This is a genomic window from Streptomyces sp. R818, from assembly GCF_056172735.1.
On sequence record NZ_JAOCNE010000003.1, the window covers coordinates 901,162 to 921,210 of the forward strand.

19 protein-coding genes and 1 riboswitch are annotated in these 20,049 nt (G+C 72.1%); of the genes, 6 read left to right on the plus strand and 13 right to left on the minus strand.

Annotation, left to right across the window (positions count from 1 at the left end; all coding sequences use genetic code 11):
• The first annotated feature begins 47 nt into the window (after positions 1–47).
• Positions 48–866 carry an alpha/beta hydrolase gene (locus tag N5I75_RS09220; RefSeq protein WP_476676135.1) on the plus strand — a complete coding sequence of 273 codons (819 nt, stop codon included), beginning with the start codon at positions 48–50 and terminating at the stop codon, positions 864–866.
• Positions 859–1,614, plus strand: a complete 756-nt coding sequence (locus N5I75_RS09225; protein ID WP_476676136.1) for a hypothetical protein — start codon at positions 859–861, stop codon at positions 1,612–1,614. Before N5I75_RS09220 ends, N5I75_RS09225 begins: the two co-directional genes overlap by 8 nt.
• A gap of 2 nt (positions 1,615–1,616) precedes the next feature.
• Here the strand turns inward: N5I75_RS09225 and N5I75_RS09230 are convergent, their stop codons facing one another.
• From N5I75_RS09230 to N5I75_RS09255, 6 genes are all read right to left on the minus strand, one after another.
• The gene (locus N5I75_RS09230; protein WP_476676138.1) at positions 1,617–2,372 is read right to left on the minus strand and encodes an endonuclease/exonuclease/phosphatase family protein; all 756 of its coding nucleotides are present in this window, start codon (positions 2,370–2,372) and stop codon (positions 1,617–1,619) included.
• Between the two features lie 82 nt (positions 2,373–2,454).
• Entirely contained in the window at positions 2,455–3,408 is a 954-nt protein-coding gene (locus N5I75_RS09235; protein ID WP_476676139.1) for an ROK family glucokinase, read from the minus strand.
• Positions 3,409–3,461: 53 nt separating this feature from the next.
• Positions 3,462–3,953, minus strand: coding sequence for a DUF5304 domain-containing protein (locus N5I75_RS09240; RefSeq protein ID WP_476676141.1), 492 nt, complete (start codon positions 3,951–3,953; stop codon positions 3,462–3,464).
• 79 nt (positions 3,954–4,032) lie between these two features.
• Positions 4,033–5,148 carry an ArsA family ATPase gene (locus N5I75_RS09245; RefSeq protein WP_476676143.1) on the minus strand — a complete coding sequence of 372 codons (1,116 nt, stop codon included), beginning with the start codon at positions 5,146–5,148 and terminating at the stop codon, positions 4,033–4,035.
• 101 nt (positions 5,149–5,249) lie between these two features.
• Complete coding sequence (locus N5I75_RS09250; protein WP_476676145.1) at positions 5,250–5,693, minus strand: SRPBCC family protein; 444 nt, start codon at positions 5,691–5,693, stop codon at positions 5,250–5,252.
• A 94-nt stretch (positions 5,694–5,787) separates the two neighbouring features.
• On the minus strand, positions 5,788–6,549 hold the full coding sequence (locus N5I75_RS09255) for a metallophosphoesterase family protein (protein ID WP_476676147.1): 762 nt from the start codon (positions 6,547–6,549) through the stop codon (positions 5,788–5,790).
• Between the two features lie 353 nt (positions 6,550–6,902).
• On the opposite strand from N5I75_RS09255, the gene N5I75_RS09260 reads away from it, so the two are divergent.
• A complete protein-coding gene (locus N5I75_RS09260) occupies positions 6,903–8,699 on the plus strand; it encodes an AMP-dependent synthetase/ligase (RefSeq protein WP_476676149.1) in 1,797 nt (598 codons plus the stop codon).
• A 300-nt stretch (positions 8,700–8,999) separates the two neighbouring features.
• On the opposite strand, the gene N5I75_RS09265 is transcribed toward N5I75_RS09260, so the two are convergent.
• On the minus strand, positions 9,000–10,148 hold the full coding sequence (locus N5I75_RS09265) for a glycosyltransferase family 4 protein (protein WP_476676151.1): 1,149 nt from the start codon (positions 10,146–10,148) through the stop codon (positions 9,000–9,002).
• Positions 10,149–10,239: 91 nt separating this feature from the next.
• Here N5I75_RS09265 and N5I75_RS09270 point away from each other — a divergent pair, with 91 nt between their 5' ends.
• The gene (locus tag N5I75_RS09270; protein ID WP_476676153.1) at positions 10,240–11,499 is read left to right on the plus strand and encodes a glycosyltransferase 87 family protein; all 1,260 of its coding nucleotides are present in this window, start codon (positions 10,240–10,242) and stop codon (positions 11,497–11,499) included.
• Positions 11,500–11,512: 13 nt separating this feature from the next.
• On the opposite strand, the gene N5I75_RS09275 is transcribed toward N5I75_RS09270, so the two are convergent.
• The 5 genes from N5I75_RS09275 to N5I75_RS09295 form a co-directional block, all read right to left on the minus strand.
• Positions 11,513–12,718, minus strand: coding sequence for a hypothetical protein (locus N5I75_RS09275; RefSeq protein ID WP_476676155.1), 1,206 nt, complete (start codon positions 12,716–12,718; stop codon positions 11,513–11,515).
• Between the two features lie 45 nt (positions 12,719–12,763).
• Positions 12,764–13,798 carry a C40 family peptidase gene (locus N5I75_RS09280; RefSeq protein ID WP_476676157.1) on the minus strand — a complete coding sequence of 345 codons (1,035 nt, stop codon included), beginning with the start codon at positions 13,796–13,798 and terminating at the stop codon, positions 12,764–12,766.
• 274 nt (positions 13,799–14,072) lie between these two features.
• Positions 14,073–15,098 (minus strand): C40 family peptidase, encoded by a 1,026-nt coding sequence (locus N5I75_RS09285; protein ID WP_476676159.1) that lies wholly within the window; start codon positions 15,096–15,098, stop codon positions 14,073–14,075.
• Between the two features lie 302 nt (positions 15,099–15,400).
• Positions 15,401–16,759 (minus strand): NYN domain-containing protein, encoded by a 1,359-nt coding sequence (locus tag N5I75_RS09290; protein ID WP_476676161.1) that lies wholly within the window; start codon positions 16,757–16,759, stop codon positions 15,401–15,403.
• 33 nt (positions 16,760–16,792) lie between these two features.
• On the minus strand, positions 16,793–17,032 hold the full coding sequence (locus N5I75_RS09295; RefSeq protein ID WP_361081491.1) for a hypothetical protein: 240 nt from the start codon (positions 17,030–17,032) through the stop codon (positions 16,793–16,795).
• Between the two features lie 102 nt (positions 17,033–17,134).
• Here N5I75_RS09295 and N5I75_RS09300 point away from each other — a divergent pair, with 102 nt between their 5' ends.
• Positions 17,135–17,878, plus strand: a complete 744-nt coding sequence (locus N5I75_RS09300; RefSeq protein ID WP_476676163.1) for a rhomboid family intramembrane serine protease — start codon at positions 17,135–17,137, stop codon at positions 17,876–17,878.
• Entirely contained in the window at positions 17,875–18,156 is a 282-nt protein-coding gene (locus tag N5I75_RS09305) for an Lrp/AsnC family transcriptional regulator (RefSeq protein WP_394434833.1), read from the plus strand. Before N5I75_RS09300 ends, N5I75_RS09305 begins: the two co-directional genes overlap by 4 nt.
• Before the next feature lie 126 nt (positions 18,157–18,282).
• On the opposite strand, the gene N5I75_RS09310 is transcribed toward N5I75_RS09305, so the two are convergent.
• On the minus strand, positions 18,283–19,671 hold the full coding sequence (locus N5I75_RS09310; protein ID WP_476676165.1) for an aminotransferase class V-fold PLP-dependent enzyme: 1,389 nt from the start codon (positions 19,669–19,671) through the stop codon (positions 18,283–18,285).
• Between the two features lie 225 nt (positions 19,672–19,896).
• Positions 19,897–20,014: riboswitch (SAM riboswitch) on the minus strand.
• Positions 20,015–20,049: the final 35 nt, after the last annotated feature.

The window sequence follows — 20,049 nt, forward strand, 5'->3', positions numbered from 1 at the left end:
CACCTCTTTCCCTTGCTTCCACGCATTTCACGAACTGGAGACCGAAGGTGCCGGTCCTTCCCGGAGCCGAGCCGTACCGCCATGACGGCGGCGAGGTCGGCGTCCTCCTCTGTCACGGTTTCACCGGATCACCCCAGTCACTCCGCCCCTGGGCCGAACACCTGGCCGGGCGGGGCCTCACCGTCTCGCTCCCGCTCCTTCCGGGCCACGGCACGCGCTGGGAGGACATGGCGGTCACCGGCTGGCAGGACTGGTACGCGGAGGTGGACCGCGCCCTGCGCGACCTCACGGAGCGCTGCTCACAGGTGTTCGTCGCGGGCCTGTCGATGGGCGGCGCGCTCGCGCTGCGCCTCGCGGCCCGCCACGGCGACCAGGTGGCGGGCGTGGCCGTGGTCAATCCGGGCAACAAGGTGCACGGGCTCGGCGCGCACGCCCTCCCGGTGCTTCGGCACCTCGTCCCCTCGATCAAGGGCGTCGTCGACGACATCGCCAAGGAGGGCTCGCACGAGCTGGGCTACAGCCGGGTGCCGCTGCACTCCGCGCACCAGCTGCGCCGCTTCTTCCAGGTCGTGGACCGTGAACTGCCGCAGGTGACCCAGCCGTTGCTGCTGCTGCACAGCCGGGTGGACCATGTGGTGCCGCCCGCCGACTCCGCGCGCGTGCTGAGCCGCGTCTCCTCCAGGGACGTCACGGAGATCGTGCTGGAACAGAGCTACCACGTCGCGACGTTGGACCATGACGCGGACCGGATCTTCGAGGAGAGCCATGCCTTCATCGCCCGGCTCGCCCCCAGTGTCGGCAAGATCCCCAGCGAGGGCGTGAGCGGGCCCGGCGAGGGCGCGGAAGGGACGGCCAGCAGTGGCTGAGCAGGAGCGGCGGGAGCCGGGGAGCCCAGACAGCGCGGACAGCGCGGATGACTCGGGCAGCCCCGGCAGCCAGGACGGCGGCAAGGGGCAGGAGAGCGAGACGGCCGGGGAGTCCGGGCAGTCCGGGCGGGCCGAGGAGGAGCAGAGCGCGTTCCCGCTCGACGAGGACGCCGTGTGGGCGCAGATCGTCGCGGGGTACGGGGAGGAGCCGCCGGACCCGCCGGGCGCGAAGCCGTTCAAGTCGGTGGAGGACCTGGCGCTCCTGGAGCCCGACACGAACACGACCCCGTCGGCGGCCCCCGGCACGGCGGCCGAGGACGAGGCGGACGGACGTCCGAAGAAGGACCTGAAGGCAGGCAAGGACCGCAAGGACGCGGGCGACGCCAAGGGCCCGCTCGGCTCCTCGGTCTCCTTCGCCCCCGGCGTCGGCGGCGCCATGCCGGGCCCCCGCGACCACACCCCGGCGGAGCCGTCCGACGGCGACTTCGACGCGGACGACGAGGGCCACTTCGTACCGCCGGAGCCGCCACCGCTCCCGGAGACGGACGTGACGGCCCGGTTCGCCTGGCTGGCCGTGGTCGGCGGCCCGGTGCTGCTGCTCCTCTCGGTGCTGCTCGGCTGGTCGATGACGTGGTGGCTGGCGACCCTCTGCATCGGCGGCTTCCTGGGCGGCTTCGCCACCCTGGTCGCGCGGATGCAGTCGGACGACGACGAGGACGACGACCCGGGCCGTGGGGCCGTGGTCTGAGATCAGACGACCGCCGGAACTCTGAGGGCGGCCAGGACCGGCAGATGGTCCGTGGCCGCCCTCAGCTCGTCCTCGGGCAGGTCCGCGGGCACCCCGCAGCCGAGCACCTCGATGCCCTTGGTGGCGAGGATCGCGTCGATCCGCTGATGGGGGTCGGCCGGGGTCGAGGTGTACTCGCGCCCCCAGGGCCGGGTGGCCCAGGCGTCGTTCAGGGCGGCGGCGAGGCGCCGGAAGGTGCGTCCGTCGGGGCGCTCGTTGAGGTCGCCGCCCGCGACGACGTGCTCGACGCCCGCGTCCCGCATCGCCTCGACGCGGTCGAGCAGCAGCCCGCCCTGCGCGTACCGCTCCTCCTTCGACAGGCTCAGATGGCAGCTGACGACGCCGATCCTGGCGCCCCCGAACCGGACGACGGCGGTGGCGAAGCCGCGCCGGTGCAGTCCGGGGGTGAGCGGAAGCAGCACGTCCTCCGTGCGCTCCACGGTGGCCCGCAGCGAGCACAGCAGGGCCGGGCCCGCCGCACTGCCGCCGCCGGAGAGGTACACCAGGTCGGAGGCGCGGGCGAGCCCGGCGAGCTGCTTGCGCCAGCGGAAGAAGCGCGGCGCCTCCTGGATGAGGACCAGGTCGGGCGCGCACGCCTTCATGACGCGGGCCAGGGCGACGGGGCTGTCGCGCATCGAGCGGATGTTGTAGCTGAGGACGCGGATGACGGCCGAACCGTCGGGTTCGGTCCGGGAGTTGGGCAGCGTGCCGGAGTCCATGAAGATCAAGATACGCCGGTGCCCGCCGTCCCCGGAGGGAACGACGGGCACCAAAAGGCCGTGCACACGGTCGTGCGGGGTGTCACATGACGGGATCGGGCTCCCGCGCCAGGTCGGCGGCGCCGACCATGCCCGCCTTGTTGCCGAGCTGGGCGGCGATGACGTCGGCCACCGGGCGCCAGTTCCCGCCGACGAGCCAGCGCTTGTAGCTCTTGCGGATCGGGTCGAGGACCAGCTCGCCCTCGTCCGACAGGCCGCCGCCGACGATGAACGCCGAGGGGTCGAAGAGCGAGGCGAGGTCGGCGAGGCCCGCACCGGCCCAGCGGGCCAGCTCGCGGTAGGAGTCGACGGCCACCGGGTCGCCCTCGCGGGCGGCCGTGGAGATGTGCTTGCCCTCGATGTTGTCGGGGGTGCCGTCGCCGAGCGAGAGCAGGTACTCCGCCCGCTCCGGCGTCGCGTTCGCCCGCTGCTTCGCGTAGCGGACGAGGGCGCGCCCGGAGGCGTACTGCTCCCAGCAGCCCTGCGAGCCGCAGCCGCACAGCAGACCGTCCGGCACCATGCGGATGTGGCCGAACTCGGCGGCGACGCCGAAGTGACCGCGGCGCAGCTTGTTGCCGATGATGATGCCGCCGCCGAGGCCGGTGCCGAGGGTGATGCAGATGACGTTGCGGTGGCCCTTGCCGGCCCCGAACTTGTATTCGCCCCAGGCCGCCGCGTTCGCGTCGTTCTCCACGACGACGGGCAGGCCGACGCGCTCCTCGACCTTCGCCTTCAGCGGCTCCTGGCGCCAGTCGATGTTCGGCGCGAAGTACACGGTGGAGCGCTGACGGTTGACGTAGCCGGCGGCGCCGATGCCCACGCCCACGATCTCGTGCCCGGCCCTGGCACCTTCCACGGCCGAGGCGATCGCGTCCACGATCCCGTCAGGCGTGGAAGGCGTCGGCACCTTGAACGTGGAGAGGATGTTGCCCTCCTCGTCGACCACGCCGGCCGCGATCTTCGTGCCGCCGATATCGACGCCGATGGTGAGTCCCATGAATCCCTCAGTTCGGTCGAGCCCCGCTAGGGCCCACCGTACCTGAGCGGTGTTCAGTCGAGGTCGATGTGCTCGCCGCCGGGGCCTTCTTCCGTGGGCTTCCGCGGGGCCTGCGGGCCCTTCGCGTCCTCGGGCCCCTGCGGCGTCCGCGTCCCCTGGGTCCCCTGCGTCCAGCGGCGCTCCTGCGTCTCGACGGCGGAGCGGTACGCGGCGAGCAGCTCGGACCCGGCGGCGGCCAGATGGTCGAAGACGTCGGAGTTGCGCTCGATGACGGGCTCGACGACGGAGCGGGCCTGACGGACGAACTGCCGGGCGACCTGCTCGGCGGTGCCTTGCGCGACGGCGCCCAGGAACGGGGCCTGTATCCCGGACAGCTTGTCGGTGACCGCGTCGACGAGCTTGCGCAGCTCCTCGGCGGCCGAGCCGGGCGGCGCCCCGTACTCGGCCTTGCGGCGGGCCTTCTCCGCCGCGAGATCCTCGGCGCAGGCCTGCTCCCAGGCGTCGGCGTCGACCCGGGGTGCGGACTGCTCGGTGGCGTCGCTCATGACGGCTGACTCCTGCGGCAAGCGAAGACGTGACGGAAACGCTGACACCGTCGACGGTACCCGAACGGGTGCGGGCCGTTCACCGGTCGCGCGGCCACAGATCCGGGTCGGGTGCGAACCGCACGCGCAGCTCCCCGTCGACGAGCCCGGCCCCCGCGACGGTGCAGCGGCGCAGCGCCGAGGGCAGCGGAACGATACGGCGGAACGCTCCCGCGCCGACGACGATCTCGTCCCCGCGCCGGATCAGCGTCAGCTCCTCACGCACGGCGCCCGGCAGCGGAATCCGCCACACAAGCACCCCGTCACCGGCGATGCGATCCTCCACGGGCCAGGGGCCACGGGGGCCGGGGGCGCCCGGGGGCGGCACGTCGAGGGCGTCGAGGTCGGCCGGGCCGCCGGGGTCGTGACCGAGGTGAGGTATCTCGTACGCGCCCGGCCACTGGCCGGCGATCTTGCGCTGCCGGGCGGCGGCGTCGGCCAGCCACGGGTCGGTGGACCCGTCGGGCAGCATCCGGTTGGCGAGCAGCGCCTCGGTGCGCAGCCCGAGCAGGGCGAGCCCGGTGCCGGTGGCACGCAGGGTCTCGGCGGCGGCGAGGGTGGGTTCGGCGACCAGGCGGACGGAGGTGGTGGCGGCGTCGATCACGGCCTGCGCGGCGGCGAGCTCCGCGTCCCAGCGGGCGGCGGCCTCGTAAAGACCCTCCGTCGGCATCGGCACCCCGGCGAGCCGTCCGAGGACGGGGCGCAGGGCGCGGGCCGCCTGGCGCTCCGCGGGCAGGAGGCGGCGCAGGTAGCGGCGCAGCTGTTCGGGCAGGGCGAGCGCGGCGACGGCGCGCGGGGCGGCGGGCATGTCGACGACGACCAGGTCATGGTCGCCGTCGGCGCTGTCCCGCAGGGCGCGCAGCAGCGCGAGTTCCTCGCTGCCGGGCAGCGGGGTCAGTTCGTCGGCGTCCAGCTTGGCGGCCCCGAGCAGATCGAGCGCGGACCCGGCCCGCTGCTGGAGAGCGAGCAGGTCCTCACGGAACCGTTCGGAGGGGACGAGCCGGGTGACGGTGACGCCGGGCAGGTCCTGCCCCGGCAGGTCGTCCCCGCTGATCAACCGCGTACGCAACCCCCCGCGAGCGCCCTCCAGGGCGGTGGCCACGGCAACGGTGGTACACCCGGAACCACCGGGCCCGGTCACGAGAAGGGTGCGCATGACCCCTGAATCTACCTGGGCGTCAGCCCACCCAGGGGCGCGAGGAACCGCGCACCCGAACCGCAGCCGGCCCGCACGGAATCAGCGAACCCGCCGCAGACCTACGCCGGCCCGCCCGACTCCACCCGCTTCTTCAGCCCGGCCAGCGCCCGGTCGATGATGACCTTCTCCGCCTTGCGCTTGATCATTCCGAGCATCGGGATCTTGACGTCGACGGTGAGCGAGTACGTGACCTCGGTCCCGCCCCCGGCGGGCTTCAGCACGTACGACCCGTCGAGCGACCGCAGCATCTGGGACTTCACGAGCGTCCAGGACACCTCGTTCTCACCGGCCCAGGTGTACCTCAGCGTCTGGTCGTCCTTGATCGCCCCGGCGTCCATCACGAGGCGGACCTGCTCGGCGCGCCCGGCCTCGTCCGTCGCGAGGACCTCGGACTCCTTCACCTCGCCGGTCCAGTCCGGGTAGCGGGCGAAGTCGGCGATGACCCTCATGACATCGGCCGGCGCCGCCTCGATCGTGATGCTCGAGCTGGTGTGTTCCGCCATCGCGGTGGCTCCTCCAGATGCGGTCCGGCGTGCGGGCGTGTGTCTCGCACAGGTGCGGTGCAGTGCAGGTTATCGCGCGGGGAAGGCCCCGCCGTCACCACTCCAGGGCCCAGGGCCGCCCCGTACGCGCGAAGTGGCCGACATTGACGCACTCCGTGGAGCCGATCCGCATGCGCCGGACGAGCGGCTGGTGGACGTGGCCGAACAGCGAGTAGCGCGGCTTGGTCCTGCGGATGGCCTCCAGGACGGCCCGGCTGCCGCGCTCGAACCGCCGCGCGACCGTGTCGTACACCAGTTCCGGCACCTCCGGCGGGATGTGGGTGCAGAGCACGTCCACCTCCCCGACGGCCTCGATCTTGGCGGCGTACTCCTCGTCGGAGATCTCGTACGGGGTGCGCATCGGGGTGCGCAGGCCGCCGCCGACGAATCCGAAGACCCAGCCGCCGATCTCCACCCGCTCCCCGTCGAGCACGGTCGTGCCCGGGCCCGCGTACTCACTCCACAGCTGCGGCATGTCGACATTGCCGTAGGTGGCGTACGTCGGGGTGGGGAACGCGGCGAACATCTCCGTGTACTGCTTGCGGACCGCTTTCTCGATGGCGGGGCGCCGGTCGATGCCCGCCCACAGTTCGGCCCCGAGGGCGCGGGCCTCCTCGAAGCGGCGGGCGGTGCGCAGCTCTACGAGCCGGTCGGCGTTCGCCTCGCCGAACAAGTCGGGGAAGATGCCGCGCGAGTGATCGGCGTAGTCGAGGAAGAGGACCAGGTCACCGAGGCAGACGACGGCGTCGGCGCCGTCTCCCGCCCGTGCGAGGTCGGTGGAGTTTCCGTGCACATCGCTGACCACATGAACGCGCATGTGATCACCCTAGGACGATGGGCGGACCACTCGAAAGTGGGTGGGCGGATGTGATCACAAGGCCCGGACCTGCGGTTACTTCCGAGTCGTCGGACACGTGGACTAGTCTGCGCTGAGCACCGCCGTGACGTGTGACGCAGCGAACATCTGGCTCGGACCCCCTACCGAAAAAGCAGTACTGGTGGGTAACGTCCGGGCAGTCCAGTCGTGCTCAGTTCAATCAACGAGTCGTCAGACCGACCGATCAGTCTGTCGGCGTCTTCAGGTGAGGCACTGAGCACCTGCCCGATCTTGGACCGCACCGACGCATCGCACAGAGTCGTGGCGCCGGCGCCTTATGAGGAGCAGCAGTCTTGCGCGAGTTCAGCCTTCCGGCTTTGTACGAGGTCCCTGCGGACGGCAATCTGACCGATATCGTCCGCAGAAACGCCGCGCAGCATCCGGACGTCGCCGTCATCGGCCGCAAGGTCGGCGGCGCCTGGCAGGACGTCACCGCCGTCGAGTTCCTCGCCGATGTGCGGGCCGCCGCGAAGGGCCTGATCGCCGCGGGCGTCCAGGCGGGCGACCGGGTCGCCCTGATGTCCCGTACGCGCTACGAGTGGACGCTGCTCGACTTCGCGATCTGGAGCGCGGGCGCGATCACCGTCCCCGTGTACGAGACCAGCTCGGCCGAGCAGATCCAGTGGATCCTCGGCGACTCCGGCGCCGTCGCGATCGTCGTCGAGTCCCCGGCGCACGCCGCGTCCGTCGACTCCGTACGCGGACGCCTGCCGGAGCTGCGGCACGTCTGGCAGATCGAGGGCGGCGGCGTCGACGAGCTGCGCCGCGACGGGGCCGAGGTCTCCGACGCGACCGTGGAGGAGCGCAGCGGCGTCGCGAAGGCGGACGACCCGGCCACGATCGTCTACACCTCCGGCACCACGGGCCGCCCCAAGGGCTGCGTGCTCACCCACCGCAGCTTCTTCGCCGAGTGCGGCAATGTCGTGGAGCGCCTGAAGCCCCTGTTCCGTACGGGCGAGTGCTCGGTGCTCCTCTTCCTCCCGGTCGCGCACGTCTTCGGGCGGCTCGTCGAGGTGGCGTCGCTGATGGCGCCGATCAAGCTCGGGCACGCGCCGGACATCAAGAACCTCACCGACGAGCTGGCGGCGTTCCGTCCGACCCTGATCCTCGGTGTGCCGCGCGTCTTCGAGAAGGTCTACAACTCGGCGCGGGCCAAGTCGCAGGCCGACGGCAAGGGCAAGATCTTCGACAAGGCCGCGGACACGGCGATCGAGTACAGCCGGGCCCTTGACACCCCGAAGGGCCCGTCCTTCACGCTGAAGCTCAAATACAAGACGTTCGACAAACTGGTCTACAGCAAGCTGCGCGCGGTGCTCGGCGGGCGCGGCGAGTACGCGATCTCGGGCGGCGCCCCGCTGGGCGAGCGGCTCGGCCACTTCTTCCGCGGCATCGGCTTCACGGTCCTGGAGGGCTACGGCCTCACCGAGTCCTGCGCCGCGACCGCCTTCAACCCGTGGGACCGGCAGAAGATCGGCACGGTCGGGCAGCCGCTGCCGGGGTCCGTCATCCGCATCGCCGACGACGGCGAGGTCCTGCTCCACGGCGAGCACCTGTTCACCGGGTACTGGAACAACGAGGGCGCCACGGAGGAGGCCCTCGCCGACGGCTGGTTCCACACCGGTGACATCGGCACGCTCGACGAGGACGGGTACCTCCGGATCACCGGGCGCAAGAAGGAGCTCATCGTCACGGCGGGCGGCAAGAACGTCGCCCCGGCGGTCATCGAGGACCGGATCCGGGCGCATGCGCTGGTCGCGGAGTGCATGGTCGTCGGGGACGGGCGGCCGTTCGTCGGCGCCCTCGTCACCATCGACGAGGAGTTCCTCGGCAAGTGGGCCACGGACCACGACAAACCGGCGGATTCCTCCGTGGCCTCCCTCCAGCACGACGCGGATCTGCTGGCCGCGATCCAGACGGCGGTCGACGACGGCAACGCGGCGGTGTCCAAGGCGGAGTCGGTCCGCAAGTTCCGCATCCTGGGCACGCAGTTCACCGAGGACTCGGGCCATCTGACCCCCTCGCTGAAGCTGAAGCGAAACGTTGTGGCAAAGGACTACGCGGACGAGATCGAGGCGATCTACCGGGGGTGACCGGGTAGCCGCCCACGCGCCGTGGGCGACTCCGCCCGCCGAGCGGCCACCGCTCTCGTCGTGGTTGGTCGCGCAGTTCCCCGCGCCCCCGAGATGCGCACTGCGTGCGCCATCTCAGCGCCCCTGGGGCTGCGGCGGAGCCGCATGCTCCAGGGGCGCGGGGAACTGCGCGCCCAGCCACGACGAGACCCGCACCCGTAAGACGGGACCCGTAAGACGGGAGGAATGCCGCACGAAGTGCGCATTCCAGGGGCGCGGGGAACGGCGCGACCAGCCACGACGGCGGCGCGCCCGGGAGCGTTACAACAGCCCCCGCAACCTCTCCGCCAGCAGATCCCACCGCCACCGCTCCTCCACCCACGCCCGCCCCCGCGCCCCCATGCGCCCGCGCAACTCCGCATCCGACAGCAGCGCCACAATCCGGTCCGCCGCCTCCTCAGGCACACCCCCGCGCACGACCCACCCCGTCTCCCCGTCCAGAACCGCATCGGGCGCGCCCCCGGAGTCCCCGGCGACCACGGGCAGCCCCGTGGCGGACGCCTCCAGGTAGACGATCCCGAGCCCCTCCACGTCCAGCCCCCCACGCCGCGTCCGGCACGGCATGGCGAACACGTCACCGGCCCCGTAATGCGCGGGCAGCTCCGCCCACGGCACCGCCCCCGTGAACCGCACGGAGTCCGCGACCCCGGTCGACTCCACGAGCTCCCGCAGCTCCTTCTCGTACGGCCCCCCGCCCACGATCAAGAGCACCGCATCCGGCACAGCGGCCAGAATCCGCGGCATCGCGAGGATCAGCGTGTCCTGCCCCTTGCGCGGCACGAGCCGCGACACACACACGACGACCGGCCGCTCCGAGAGCCCGAGCCGCGCCCGCACCTCGTCCCCACCGGACCCCGGGTGGAACGTCTTCTCGTCGACGCCGGGAGGCAGTTGCACCATCCGCCCGGCCGCCGCGGACGTCAGCGCCGCCGCGATCCGCGACCGCGTGTACTCCCCGAGGTAGGTGATCGTGTCGGTGGACTCCCCGATCCGCCGCAACAGCCCGCGGGAAGCGGGCAGTTGCGCCCACCCCGCCTCGTGCCCGTGCGTCGTCGCGACGATCCGCCGCGCCCCCGCCCGGCGCAGGGCGGGCGCCATGAGGCCGAGCGGCGCGGCGGCCCCGAACCACACCGACGTACAGCCGTGCTCCCGCAGCAGACCGACCGCGCGCCGCGTCACACGCGGCGTCGGCAGCAGCATCGTCGTACGGTCGCGTACGACGGTGAACGGCTGCTCCGCGTCGAACGCGGCGGTCGCCTCGGCCCCCTCCCGGCCCCGCTTCCACGTGGACGCGTAGACGACGAGCCGCTCGGGGTCGAGGCGCAGCGCCATGTTGTGCAGGAACGCCTGGATGCCGCCGGGCCGGGGCGGGAAGTCATTGGTGACGACGAGCGTCTTGTTGTGGTGCATCGCCGCCGACAGTACCGAACGGCCCCCGCGCGCACGCCACGCCGTCCCGCTCCATGGCCTCCGCACAGTTCCGCCCGGCATGATGGTTCGAATGAAGACGCGAAATTCCGCGGCGGCCCTCGTCGCCTGGGCGCTGACCAGGACGCTGTTGCTGCTGTGCGTCTTCAAGGTCGTGGTCGTGCCGGGCCCGGACGTGACGAGCGACGTGTCCGTCATCTACCAGGGCTGGTACGACGTCCTGCGCACGGGGACGTTCCCCCTTGACGACGTCACTTGGCAGTACCCGCCGGCCGCCGCGGTCGCGATCCTCTCCCCCGCGCTGCTGCCGTTCCTCGCCTACCCCTCGGCCTTCTTCCTCCTGGCGTTCCTCGCGGACGCGGCGGTCCTCCTGATGCTGCTGCACGTCACCGAGCGGCGCGGCATGGACCGGCGGGGCCTGTGGGTGTGGGTGGCGGGCCTGCCGCTGCTCGGGCAGACGGTGTACGCGCGCTACGACGTGATGGTCGCCGCCGTCGCGGTCGCGGCGCTGCTCGCGGCGGCCCGGCATCCGAAGGCGGCCGGTGTCGTGGCGGCGGTCGGCGCGATGCTGAAGGTGTGGCCCGCGCTGCTGCTGCTCGGCGTCCGGCGCGGCCGGGCGACCCGGGAGGCGTGGGGCGCGGCGGCGCTGACGGCGGGCGGGCTCGCGGTGGCGTTCGCCGTCGCCATGCCGGGCGCCTTCGCGTTCCTGACGTTCCAGCGGGACCGGGGCACGGAGGTCGAGTCGCTCGGCTCGCTCGTGTTCCATGTGGCGCGGTGGTTCGGCTGGTCGGGGACGGTGCAGCTGAACTACGGCTCGGTCGAGTTCCTCGGCCCGTACGTGGACGTGGTGAGCGCGCTCGCGCAGGCGCTGACCGTGGCCGCGTGCGCCTGGCTGGTGCTGTGGCGGCTGCGGGCGCGGTCCTGGCAGCCGGCGACGCTCGCGGACGCGGCGCTGACGGCGGTGCTCCTCTTCACGACGACGAGCCGGGTGATCAGCCCGCAGTACATGCTGTGGCTGGTCGCTCTCGCGGCGGTGTGCCTGCTGTTCCGCGACAGCCGGATGGCGCTGCCGGTGTGGCTCGTGCTCGCCGCGACGCTGGTGACGTTCCTGGAGTTCCCGATCTGGTTCGCGCACGTGGTGGCCAGCGACGCCCTGGGCGTCACGCTCCTCCTCGTCCGCAACGGCCTGCTCGTCGCCGCCACCCTGACCGCCTGCCACCGCCTGTGGCGCGCGACGGTGACCGAACCCCGCCGGGCCGCCCACCCGGCTCTCCCGCCTCAGCCGTCCCGCGCCGGCCTCGGCGACGCGACGTCCGCCTCCCCGTCCTCCTGAGGAAACTCGGCGCCTAGGCTGCCAACTGCGTCCGTACATACGTCCGCCAGCGCGCCACGAAGTCCTGCTCGTCGATGCCGAGAACGTTCTGGAGGGCGCCGTCCACCGCGCCCGCCCGCTGCTCGCGCTCGCCGACCGCGCGGTAGAAGGCGTTGAGCTTCGCCTCGCCCCACCGCTCCGCGATCATCCGGCAGGCCAGCCACCCGGACTCGTAGGCCTGCGCGAGCTTGCTGGAGTCGCCGCTGAACCCGAAGTCGGCGTCCTCGGGCAGCGTGGCGGGCGGTGTGCCCTCCTGCACGGCCCGCTGGAGCTCGGGCGCGGCCTGTCCGGCGGTGCGGCCGGTGGAGCGGTAGCCCGTCCAGTCCGCGTACCCCTCCGACAGCCACAGCGGCGTCGCCGGTGAGGTCACGGCGCGGGTCGCCACGTGCGCGGTCTCGTGGGTGAGGACGACCTGCTTGCCGAAGGCGCCGAGGACGCCGTACGCCTCCGGGTTGATGATCACCCGGTCCGCGGGGGCGCTTCCCGAGCCGCCCGCCTCGCCCGTGGTGACCGCGGCGATGCCCTGGTAGGCGGAGGCGGGCGAGCCGAGGAGCCCGCCCATGCCCTCAAGGCTCTTGGGGACCAGGACGACGACCTTGCGGGCCCAGCCGGTCCCCCAGGCGTCGGTCACCGCGGGCACGGCGTCGTCGGCGAGTCCGGCGTAGGAGGCGAGGACCGACCGCTGCTGGCCGACGCCGAGCACGAGGCTGTGCGCGCCCTTCACGGCCGTGACCCTCCCCTGCTCCCACAGCTGCTGCCCGGACTTCTCGGCGGGCTCGTCGTCCACGACGCGCCAGCGGCCGTCCTCGCGCGTCAGGGTCAGCGTCCGGTCGGCGACGACCGGCGCCTTGTCGTACCCGCCGACGCGGTAGCGCAGCTCGGCCGAGGCGCTGACCCGCGCCCCCGACCCGTCGAGCCGCGTGAGCTTGTACGTCCAGGAGTCCAGCGGGACCGCGGCCAGGTCGAGCAGCAGGTACGGGTCGGCGCCCCCGGTCGCCCGGTACGCGGCGGAGTCCTTCGCCAGGACGGCGGCGGCCCTGCGGTCCAGGACCTGCTGCACGGCGGCCGTACGGGTGTCCGTGGGCGCGGGGTCCGCACCGCATCCGGCCAGCCCGGCGAGCAGGGCGCCGAGGGTCACGAACCACCCCGCCCTGCTCACCGCACGCCGTCGACCAGCCATCTTCCCGATCGTACGGCGTGCGGGGCGGACCCGGCGCGGCGCGATTCAGACCCGGGTGACCGAGGAGACCGGCATCATGCCCACGGGGTCGTAGCGCACGGGGGCGCCCGGGTAGGGCGCGTGGATGACCTGGCCGTTGCCCGCGTAGATGGCGATGTGGTGGGCGTCGGAGCCGTAGGCGACGAGATCGCCGGGGCGCGCCGCGGAGAGCGGCACCTGCTGCCCGGCGTACCGCTGGGCCTGCGAGGTGCGCGGCAGGCCGACCCCGGCCTGCCCGTACGACCACTGCATCAGGCCCGAACAGTCGAAGCCGGTGGGGCCGTTGGCGCCCCAGATGTAGGGCTTGCCGAGCGCGGACTGGGCGGCGGCGAGCGCGGCCGCGGCGCGGGACGAGGAGGCCGGTCCCGCGCCCGCCAGGTCGGGCCGGTCGCCGCCGCGCGAGGCCCGCTCGTACGCGGCGCGGTCGTCGTCCTTCATCGAGTTGAGCACCCGCCGCGCCTTGGCCAGCTTCGACTCGACGGTCCGCTTGTGCTTCGCCACCGACTTGCGGCTCTCGACCAGCTGGGCCAGCTGACGCCCGGCCTCGGCGCGCTTCTGGGCCAGTTCGCGCTGCGCGCCCTGCAGTTCGGCCAGGTCACCGGCCTGACGGGCGCTGATCCGGTCGATGGCGCTGGCCCGCTCCAGGTAGGACTCCGGGTCGGAGGAGAACATCAGGGCGAGCGAGGGGTCCATGCCGCCCGAGCGGTACTGGGCCCCGGCGACCATGCCGAGCGCGTGCCGCATCCTGCTGATCCGCTCCTGGCCCCGGGCCACCTGGTCCTGCGTACGGGCCAGTTCGGCGTGGAGCTTGTCGGCCCGCTCGTCGGCCTTGTTGAACGCCTCGGTGGCGTTCTCCGCCTGCTCGTACAGGCGGTCCACCTCGGCCTTGGTGCCGGCCGGCCGGTCCTGCGGCGCGGCGTCCGCGGGGACCGCGCCGAGGGCGGCGGCGGCCGAGGCGGCGGCCACGGTCAGGACAGTGGCGCGGGTGCTCCGCTCGGGACCCGCAGGACCGGGGTGCGCGGTGCGGCGATGGGACCCCACAGGCAGCCGTCTCCCTTCCGCTGGCGAAAGCGCTGATGAGCGCGGTCGGAGCGCGGACGCCCCTGGCGACACGCTCGCGATCCCCGTGGATCGGGGAATGCGCGCCGACAGTAGCCGCGCGATCACCGGGCGGCCAACGGCCGTTCGGGGGCGCACAACCCGACGCCCCGCCTATGACGCAGGTCATGGGCGGGGCGCGGGGTCAGCGGAGGGAACCTGAATTCGCCCGAACGGGCGCGTTTTCAGGTGGCGTCGGCGTGGGCCGACAAGAAGGTCAGATGCGGACGCCGAACTGGAACGAGCCGATCGTGCTCATCGACTCGTAGCGGACGACGGCGCCCGGGTGCGGGGCGTGCAGCACCTGGCCGTTGCCCGCGTACAGGCCCACGTGCGCGAGGCTGTTGAAGAAAACGAGGTCGCCCGGCTTGAGCTGGCTCATGCCGATCTTGGGACCGTCGTTCTGCTGGGTGTAGGTGGTGCGGGTGATACCGACACCGGCCTGGTTGTACGCCCACTGCGTGAGGCCCGAGCAGTCGTACGAGTTGGGGCCCGTGCCGCCGGACACGTACGGCTTGCCGATCTGGGTGGCGGCGGCGCTGAGGGCGGCGGCGCCGCGCTGGGAGGCGGGCACCTCGTTGCCGAGGTCGACGCGGCTGGAGGCGCTGCGGCTGGCGCGGGCGTCGTCCTCGGCCATCTTCTGCCGCTCCTGGGCGGTCAGGGTGTTGAGCAGCTTCTGCGCGGCGCCGAGCTTGCTCTGGACTTCCTTCTTCTTCTTGCCGAGCTCCGTACGGGTGTCGGCGAGGTCCTTGAGCTTCTCGGACGCCTCGGCGCGCTCCTGGGCGAGGGTGCGCTGCTTGTCCTGGACCTTCTTGAGCGACTGCAGCTGCTGGGCGCTGAGCGAGTCGATCGTGGACGCCTTGTCGAGGTAGTCGTCCGGGTCGGAGGAGAGGAAGAGCTGGAGGGAGGGGTCGATGCCGCCGGAGCGGTACTGCTCGCTGGCCATCGTGCCGATGCCCGTGCGCAGCTCGTTGAGGTCCTCCTGGCCGCGGGCGACCTTGTCCTGGAGCTCGCCGATCTCCTTCTCGAGCTTCTGCTGCTTCTCCTTGGCCCCGTTGTAGAGGTCGGTGGCCTTCTCCGCCTCTTCGTAGAGCTTGTCGACCTTGGCCTTGACCTCGGCCTTGTCGGCCTTCGGAGCGGCGTTGGCCGCCTGCGAAGTGAGTGCCACGGCAGCGGCGGCGGTCGCGGTGAGCACGGTCACGCGGGTGCGGCTCGGCTGCTTGGGTCGACGGTGGGACGCCACGGAGGCGAGCTCCTTCTTCCTCCAGCCGCCCACGAACCCCCGGTGGGCGGTGCCCCTCCGCCGTCACACACCTCATGTGAGTGATCACCCGAGCGGAGGTTCGAGGCCTGACCCTAGTGATGTTCTTGTGATCAGTTCAAATCCTGACGAGCAAAATCTCGGTCGCTCGCTGAGTTCTTTTCCACACAACTCACGTGCAGTGATGTCGTTTTGACGCTCGGTTGCGCAAAGGTTTCACCAATCCGGGCATAGAGCACGGAAGTTACGGGTGACACGTATGGGACGCGAGGGCGCCAAGCACGTCAACCGCGCGAGAGCCGCTTCAGGAGCATGACGGACGCAACCGGACGCGCGCCCGCCTTCGCGACGCCGTCGGCGACCTCGCGGTCCGTGGAGGCCACGATCACGGGCCGGCCCGGCGGCTCGGCGCGCACGAGCTGGCGAATCAATTCGTCAGCCGTGACGCCCGCCTTGGAGAACAGCACCCGCACCCCGCGCGGCGGCGCGAGCAGCACGGGCGCGGCCAGCTCGGCCCCGTCGAAGACACAGGTCACCTCGGCGCCGGTCTGGGCGGCGAGCTGGGACAGGGAGCCGAGAAGCCGCAGCCGCTGCTTCTCCAGCGGCATCGTGGGATAGCCGGTCTTGGTCACGTTGTACCCGTCGACCACGAGGTGGGCCTGCGGCAGCGCCAGCAACTGGTCGAGGATGGCCGGGTCGTGCTCGTGCAGCGCCCGCGCCGCGATGTCCTTCGGCGTCATCCGGCCCGGCTCGACGGCGTCCACGGAGTCGGCGGGCCGCGCGGAGACGGGCGGCAGCGCCAGCTCCCTGCGCAGCCCCTGAGCGGCCTCCAGAACGGTGTCGAGGAGCAGCCGTACGCGCATGTCCTCGACGCTGCGCCCTTCGCGGGCCGCCCGGCGCGACGCCTCCAGGTTCGCCTCGGCCTCGCCGAGCCGCGCCTTGAGCCGCCGCGTCTCGCTCTCGGCGGCGGAGACCTGCGCCTGGCTCTCGGCCCGTACGGCGTCGGTCTCGGCCTGCGCCTTGCGCACGGCGGCCTCGCCGCGCTTGACGTCGCTGAGCGCGGCCCGCAGCTTGCGGTGCACGGCGTCGGTCTCGCGCTTGGCGGCGTCCAGCTCGGCGCGCAGCCGCTCCGTCTCGGCCTTGGTGCTCGCCTGCGCCTCGGCGAGCCGGTCGCGCAGGGCCTTGAGCTCGGCCCGGGTCTCCTCGTCGATCCGCTCGGCGTCGGCCCGCTGGGCCTCCTCGCCTGCGGCGGCGACCAGCTTCACCCAGCCGACGGGGCGCAGCACGTACGCGGCCGCGGCCACGTCCAGCGGGTCGGCGGCGGGCGGCGGCGACCCGGCGTCGAGCGCCTGGCACAACTCGGGCTGGGCCTCGCGGAACCGCTCGGCGATCCGCTGCCGGAAGAGCGTCTCACTCTCCACGGCCGCGGCCATCGCGTTCCCGGCGAACTTCATCCGCCGGGTCGGGGTGAAGCGCGCGTACTGCCGGAGCTGCGGCGGGAGTTCACCGACCGTGAGACCGCCGAAGCCGTCCGAGACGATCTGCACGACCCGCCGCCGGACGCCCTCGGGCAACGGCCGGTCGAGCACCTCGGCGGCAGGCTGCTCGGCGTGCCCGGCCTCCCCGCCCGTGCTCTCCACCATCCGTCACCCCAAAGTCGCTGTGGGCCGCTCCGTTCAGGAGTCGGCGCCCGGCCTGTCCACGAGTTCCACCTGGTCGACCGCGTTGCACCAGCGGCAGCGGACCGACTCGATCGTCTCACTGACCACGTCGCGCTCCTCGACCTTCGGCTCACCGGCCAGGTCCAGGTGCACGTACTCCACGACCTGTGAGGAGCGGGTCACGTCGAACCGCGTCAGGTTGCCGCAGAGCGTGCAGCGCCAGCGGGTGGTGGCGGTCGGCAGGGGAACCGTCATCGGACTGTCGCCTCCGTGGTGCGTGATGCTTGGCTTTATTGCCCGTAACCCTACGGCCTGCCGTGCACCGCCCGCTCCCCGCCTTGCGTCATGCTCTCCTTCATGATCGGCAACGGACGCGGCGTGATCGGCAGAGCGACCGCTTTCCTCAGAGGACATCCGGCCCCGGTCACGTACGCGCTCATCGCCGTCTGCTGCGTGACCTTCGTGCTCTCCCCGTCGTCGGGGCTCAACCCGTCCTACGGCACCGGCGACCATCTGCTCACCGCGCAGGCCGCCTACTTCGAACGCTGGGGCGTCCTGCCCGCCGAACTCTTCACCGGATCACCCCGGGCCGCCCTCACCCCGGCCACAGCCCTGTTCGTGCACGGCAGCTGGGTGCACCTGCTCGGCAACATGCTCTTCCTCTACGTGTTCGGGGCGATGGTCGAGGAGCGCATGGGCCATCTGCCGTACCTGCTCTTCTACCTGGTCAGCGGCTACCTGGCACTCCTCGGGTACGCGATCGCGCACGCGGGCTCCGAACAGACCCTGGTCGGCGCGTCCGGGGCGATCTCGGCGGTGCTCGGCGCGTTCTTGTACCTCTTCCCCGACGCGCGCGTGACGAGCGTCTTCCCCTTCCTCCTCTTCCTGCCGCTGCGCTTCCCGGCGTGGGTGGTCCTGCCGTTCTGGGTCGCGCTGCAATGGGCCGCCGCCTACCAGGACAGCCAGGGGCCCGGGGTCGCCTACCTCGCCCACCTCATCGGGTTCTCGCTCGGGTTCCTCTACGCGTGGGGGCGGTATCGGGGCCCGGCTAAGGTGAAGGTTGCCCCAGCCACGGCCACCGAGGGAGACAGCCAGCCGTGATCACCGCGATCGTGCTCATCAAGACCAGCGTGGACCGGATCCCCGAGATCGCCGAGTCGATCGCGGCGCTCGACTCCGTCAGCGAGGTCTTCTCCGTCACCGGCACGTACGACTTGATCGCCATGGTTCGGGTGGCCCGGCATGATGATCTTGCCGAAGTGATCCCCGGCAAGATCAGCAAGATCCCCGGGGTCGAGGGCACGGATACGCATGTGGCTTTCCGCACGTATTCCCAGCACGATCTGGAGGCCGCCTTCTCCATCGGGCTGGACAGCTAAGACCCCGCTCAGGGGCGCGGGGAACTGCGCGACCAGCCACCGAAAAGCCGCGGACGCGTCTGCTCGTGTCATGAGCAGACGCGTCCGCGGCTTTCGTCGTGGTTGCTCGCGCAGTTCCCCCCGCCCCTAGGCGGCTGGGACGCAGCGGCCCTGTTCCGTGCGGTAGGTCCACTTGGCGCCGTCCCGGACGAGTTCGGCAACAGCCCCGATGAAACGCTCGACGTGCTCGTCAGGCGTACCCGCGCCGAAGCTGACCCGGATCGCGTTCAGCGACTTCTCCCCCGGCGCCGCCTCAGGCGCTCCGCACTCGCCCTGGGTCTGCGGGTCCGAGCCGAGCAGCGTCCGCACCAGCGGGTGGGCGCAGAACAGACCGTCCCGCACCCCGATCCCGTACTCGGCGGAGAGCGCCGCGGCGAAGTGCGAGGAGTTCCAGCCCTCGACCACGAAGGAGAGGACGCCGACGCGCGGGGCGTCGTCCCCGAACAGCGAGAGCACCTTCACCTCGGGCACCTCGGCGAGCCCGTCCCGCACCTTCTGGATCAGGTGCTGCTCGCGGGCGACGAGGCTGTCGAACCCGGCCTCGGTCAGCGCCTTGCAGGCGGAGGCGATGGAGTAGACGCCGATGACGTTCGGCGAACCGGCCTCGTGGCGGGCGGCGCTGTCGTGCCACTCGACGTCCACGCCGCCGTCGACCCGGCGGGCGACCTTGCGCGAGGCGCCGCCACCGGCGAGGTACGGCTCGGCCGCGCGCAGCCAGTCGGAGCGCCCGGCGAGCACGCCCGAGCCGAAGGGCGCGTACAGCTTGTGGCCGGAGAAGGCGATCCAGTCGACGTCGAGGTCCTGGACGGAGACGGGGTGGTGGGGCGCGAGCTGGGCGGCGTCGAGCACGATGCGGGCACCGTGCGCGTGAGCGGCCGCCGCCAGCTCGCGCACCGGCCAGAGTTCACCGGTGACGTTGGAGGCACCGGTGACGCAGACGAGGGCCGGACCGTAGGGGTCGCGCTCGGCGAGGGCACGTTCGAGGGTGTCGACGGCCTGGGCCGGGGTGCGGGGCGCGTTGAGGTAGGTCACGCGGGCGTCGCGCCAGGGCAGCAGCGAGGCGTGGTGCTCGGTCTCGAAGACGAACACCTGGCAGTCGGCGGGCAGCGCGGCGGCGAGCAGGTTGAGCGAGTCGGTGGTGGAGCGGGTGAAGACGACCTGGTCGTCGGCGCGGCAGCCGAGGAACTCCGCGACCGTGGCGCGGGAGTTCTCGAAGAGGTCGGTGGAGAGCTGGGAGAGGTAGCCGGCGCCGCGGTGCACGCTGCCGTAGTAGGGGGCGTAGGCGGCGACGTCGTCCCACACGCGCTGCAGGGCGGGCGCGCTGGCGGCGTAGTCGAGGGCGGCGTACGTCACCTCGCCACCGGTGACGAGCGGCACGGTGACGTCGCGGCCGAGCACGGGCAGCGGCGCGCCGCAGGCGGGGTCGGCGGCGGACTCGGCGGGAACGGTGGTGGCGGTGGCGGTGTGAGCGGGCATGGCTGTCTCCCGGCAGGACAAGTCAGGGCGTGGCGAAGTGGCGTACGGGCCCGCACGGCAGCCGTCAACAACGGCTTTGCGGCGTACGGGAGTTGACCTCAGCGCACGAGAAACGTGCGGAGGGTGTTGGAGATACCGAAGAAGGGGCCGACAGGCCCTAGCACATTCGCTGGCTCACGAGACTGCTCCCTCAAACGACCCAGGACCCCTGGAAAGTTCGCGAGGGGTCCGCGCTTGCCGCGAGCCTTGCTGCTCGCGGCCTGGTCTTCACCCGGGGCACCCCGCCACGGACGGAGGGTTGCCGGACAGCCGGCCGGGGCCGATCACGCTGTCACTCATGACCTTGAAAAGCATCCTGCCACATGTTCCGGATACGGC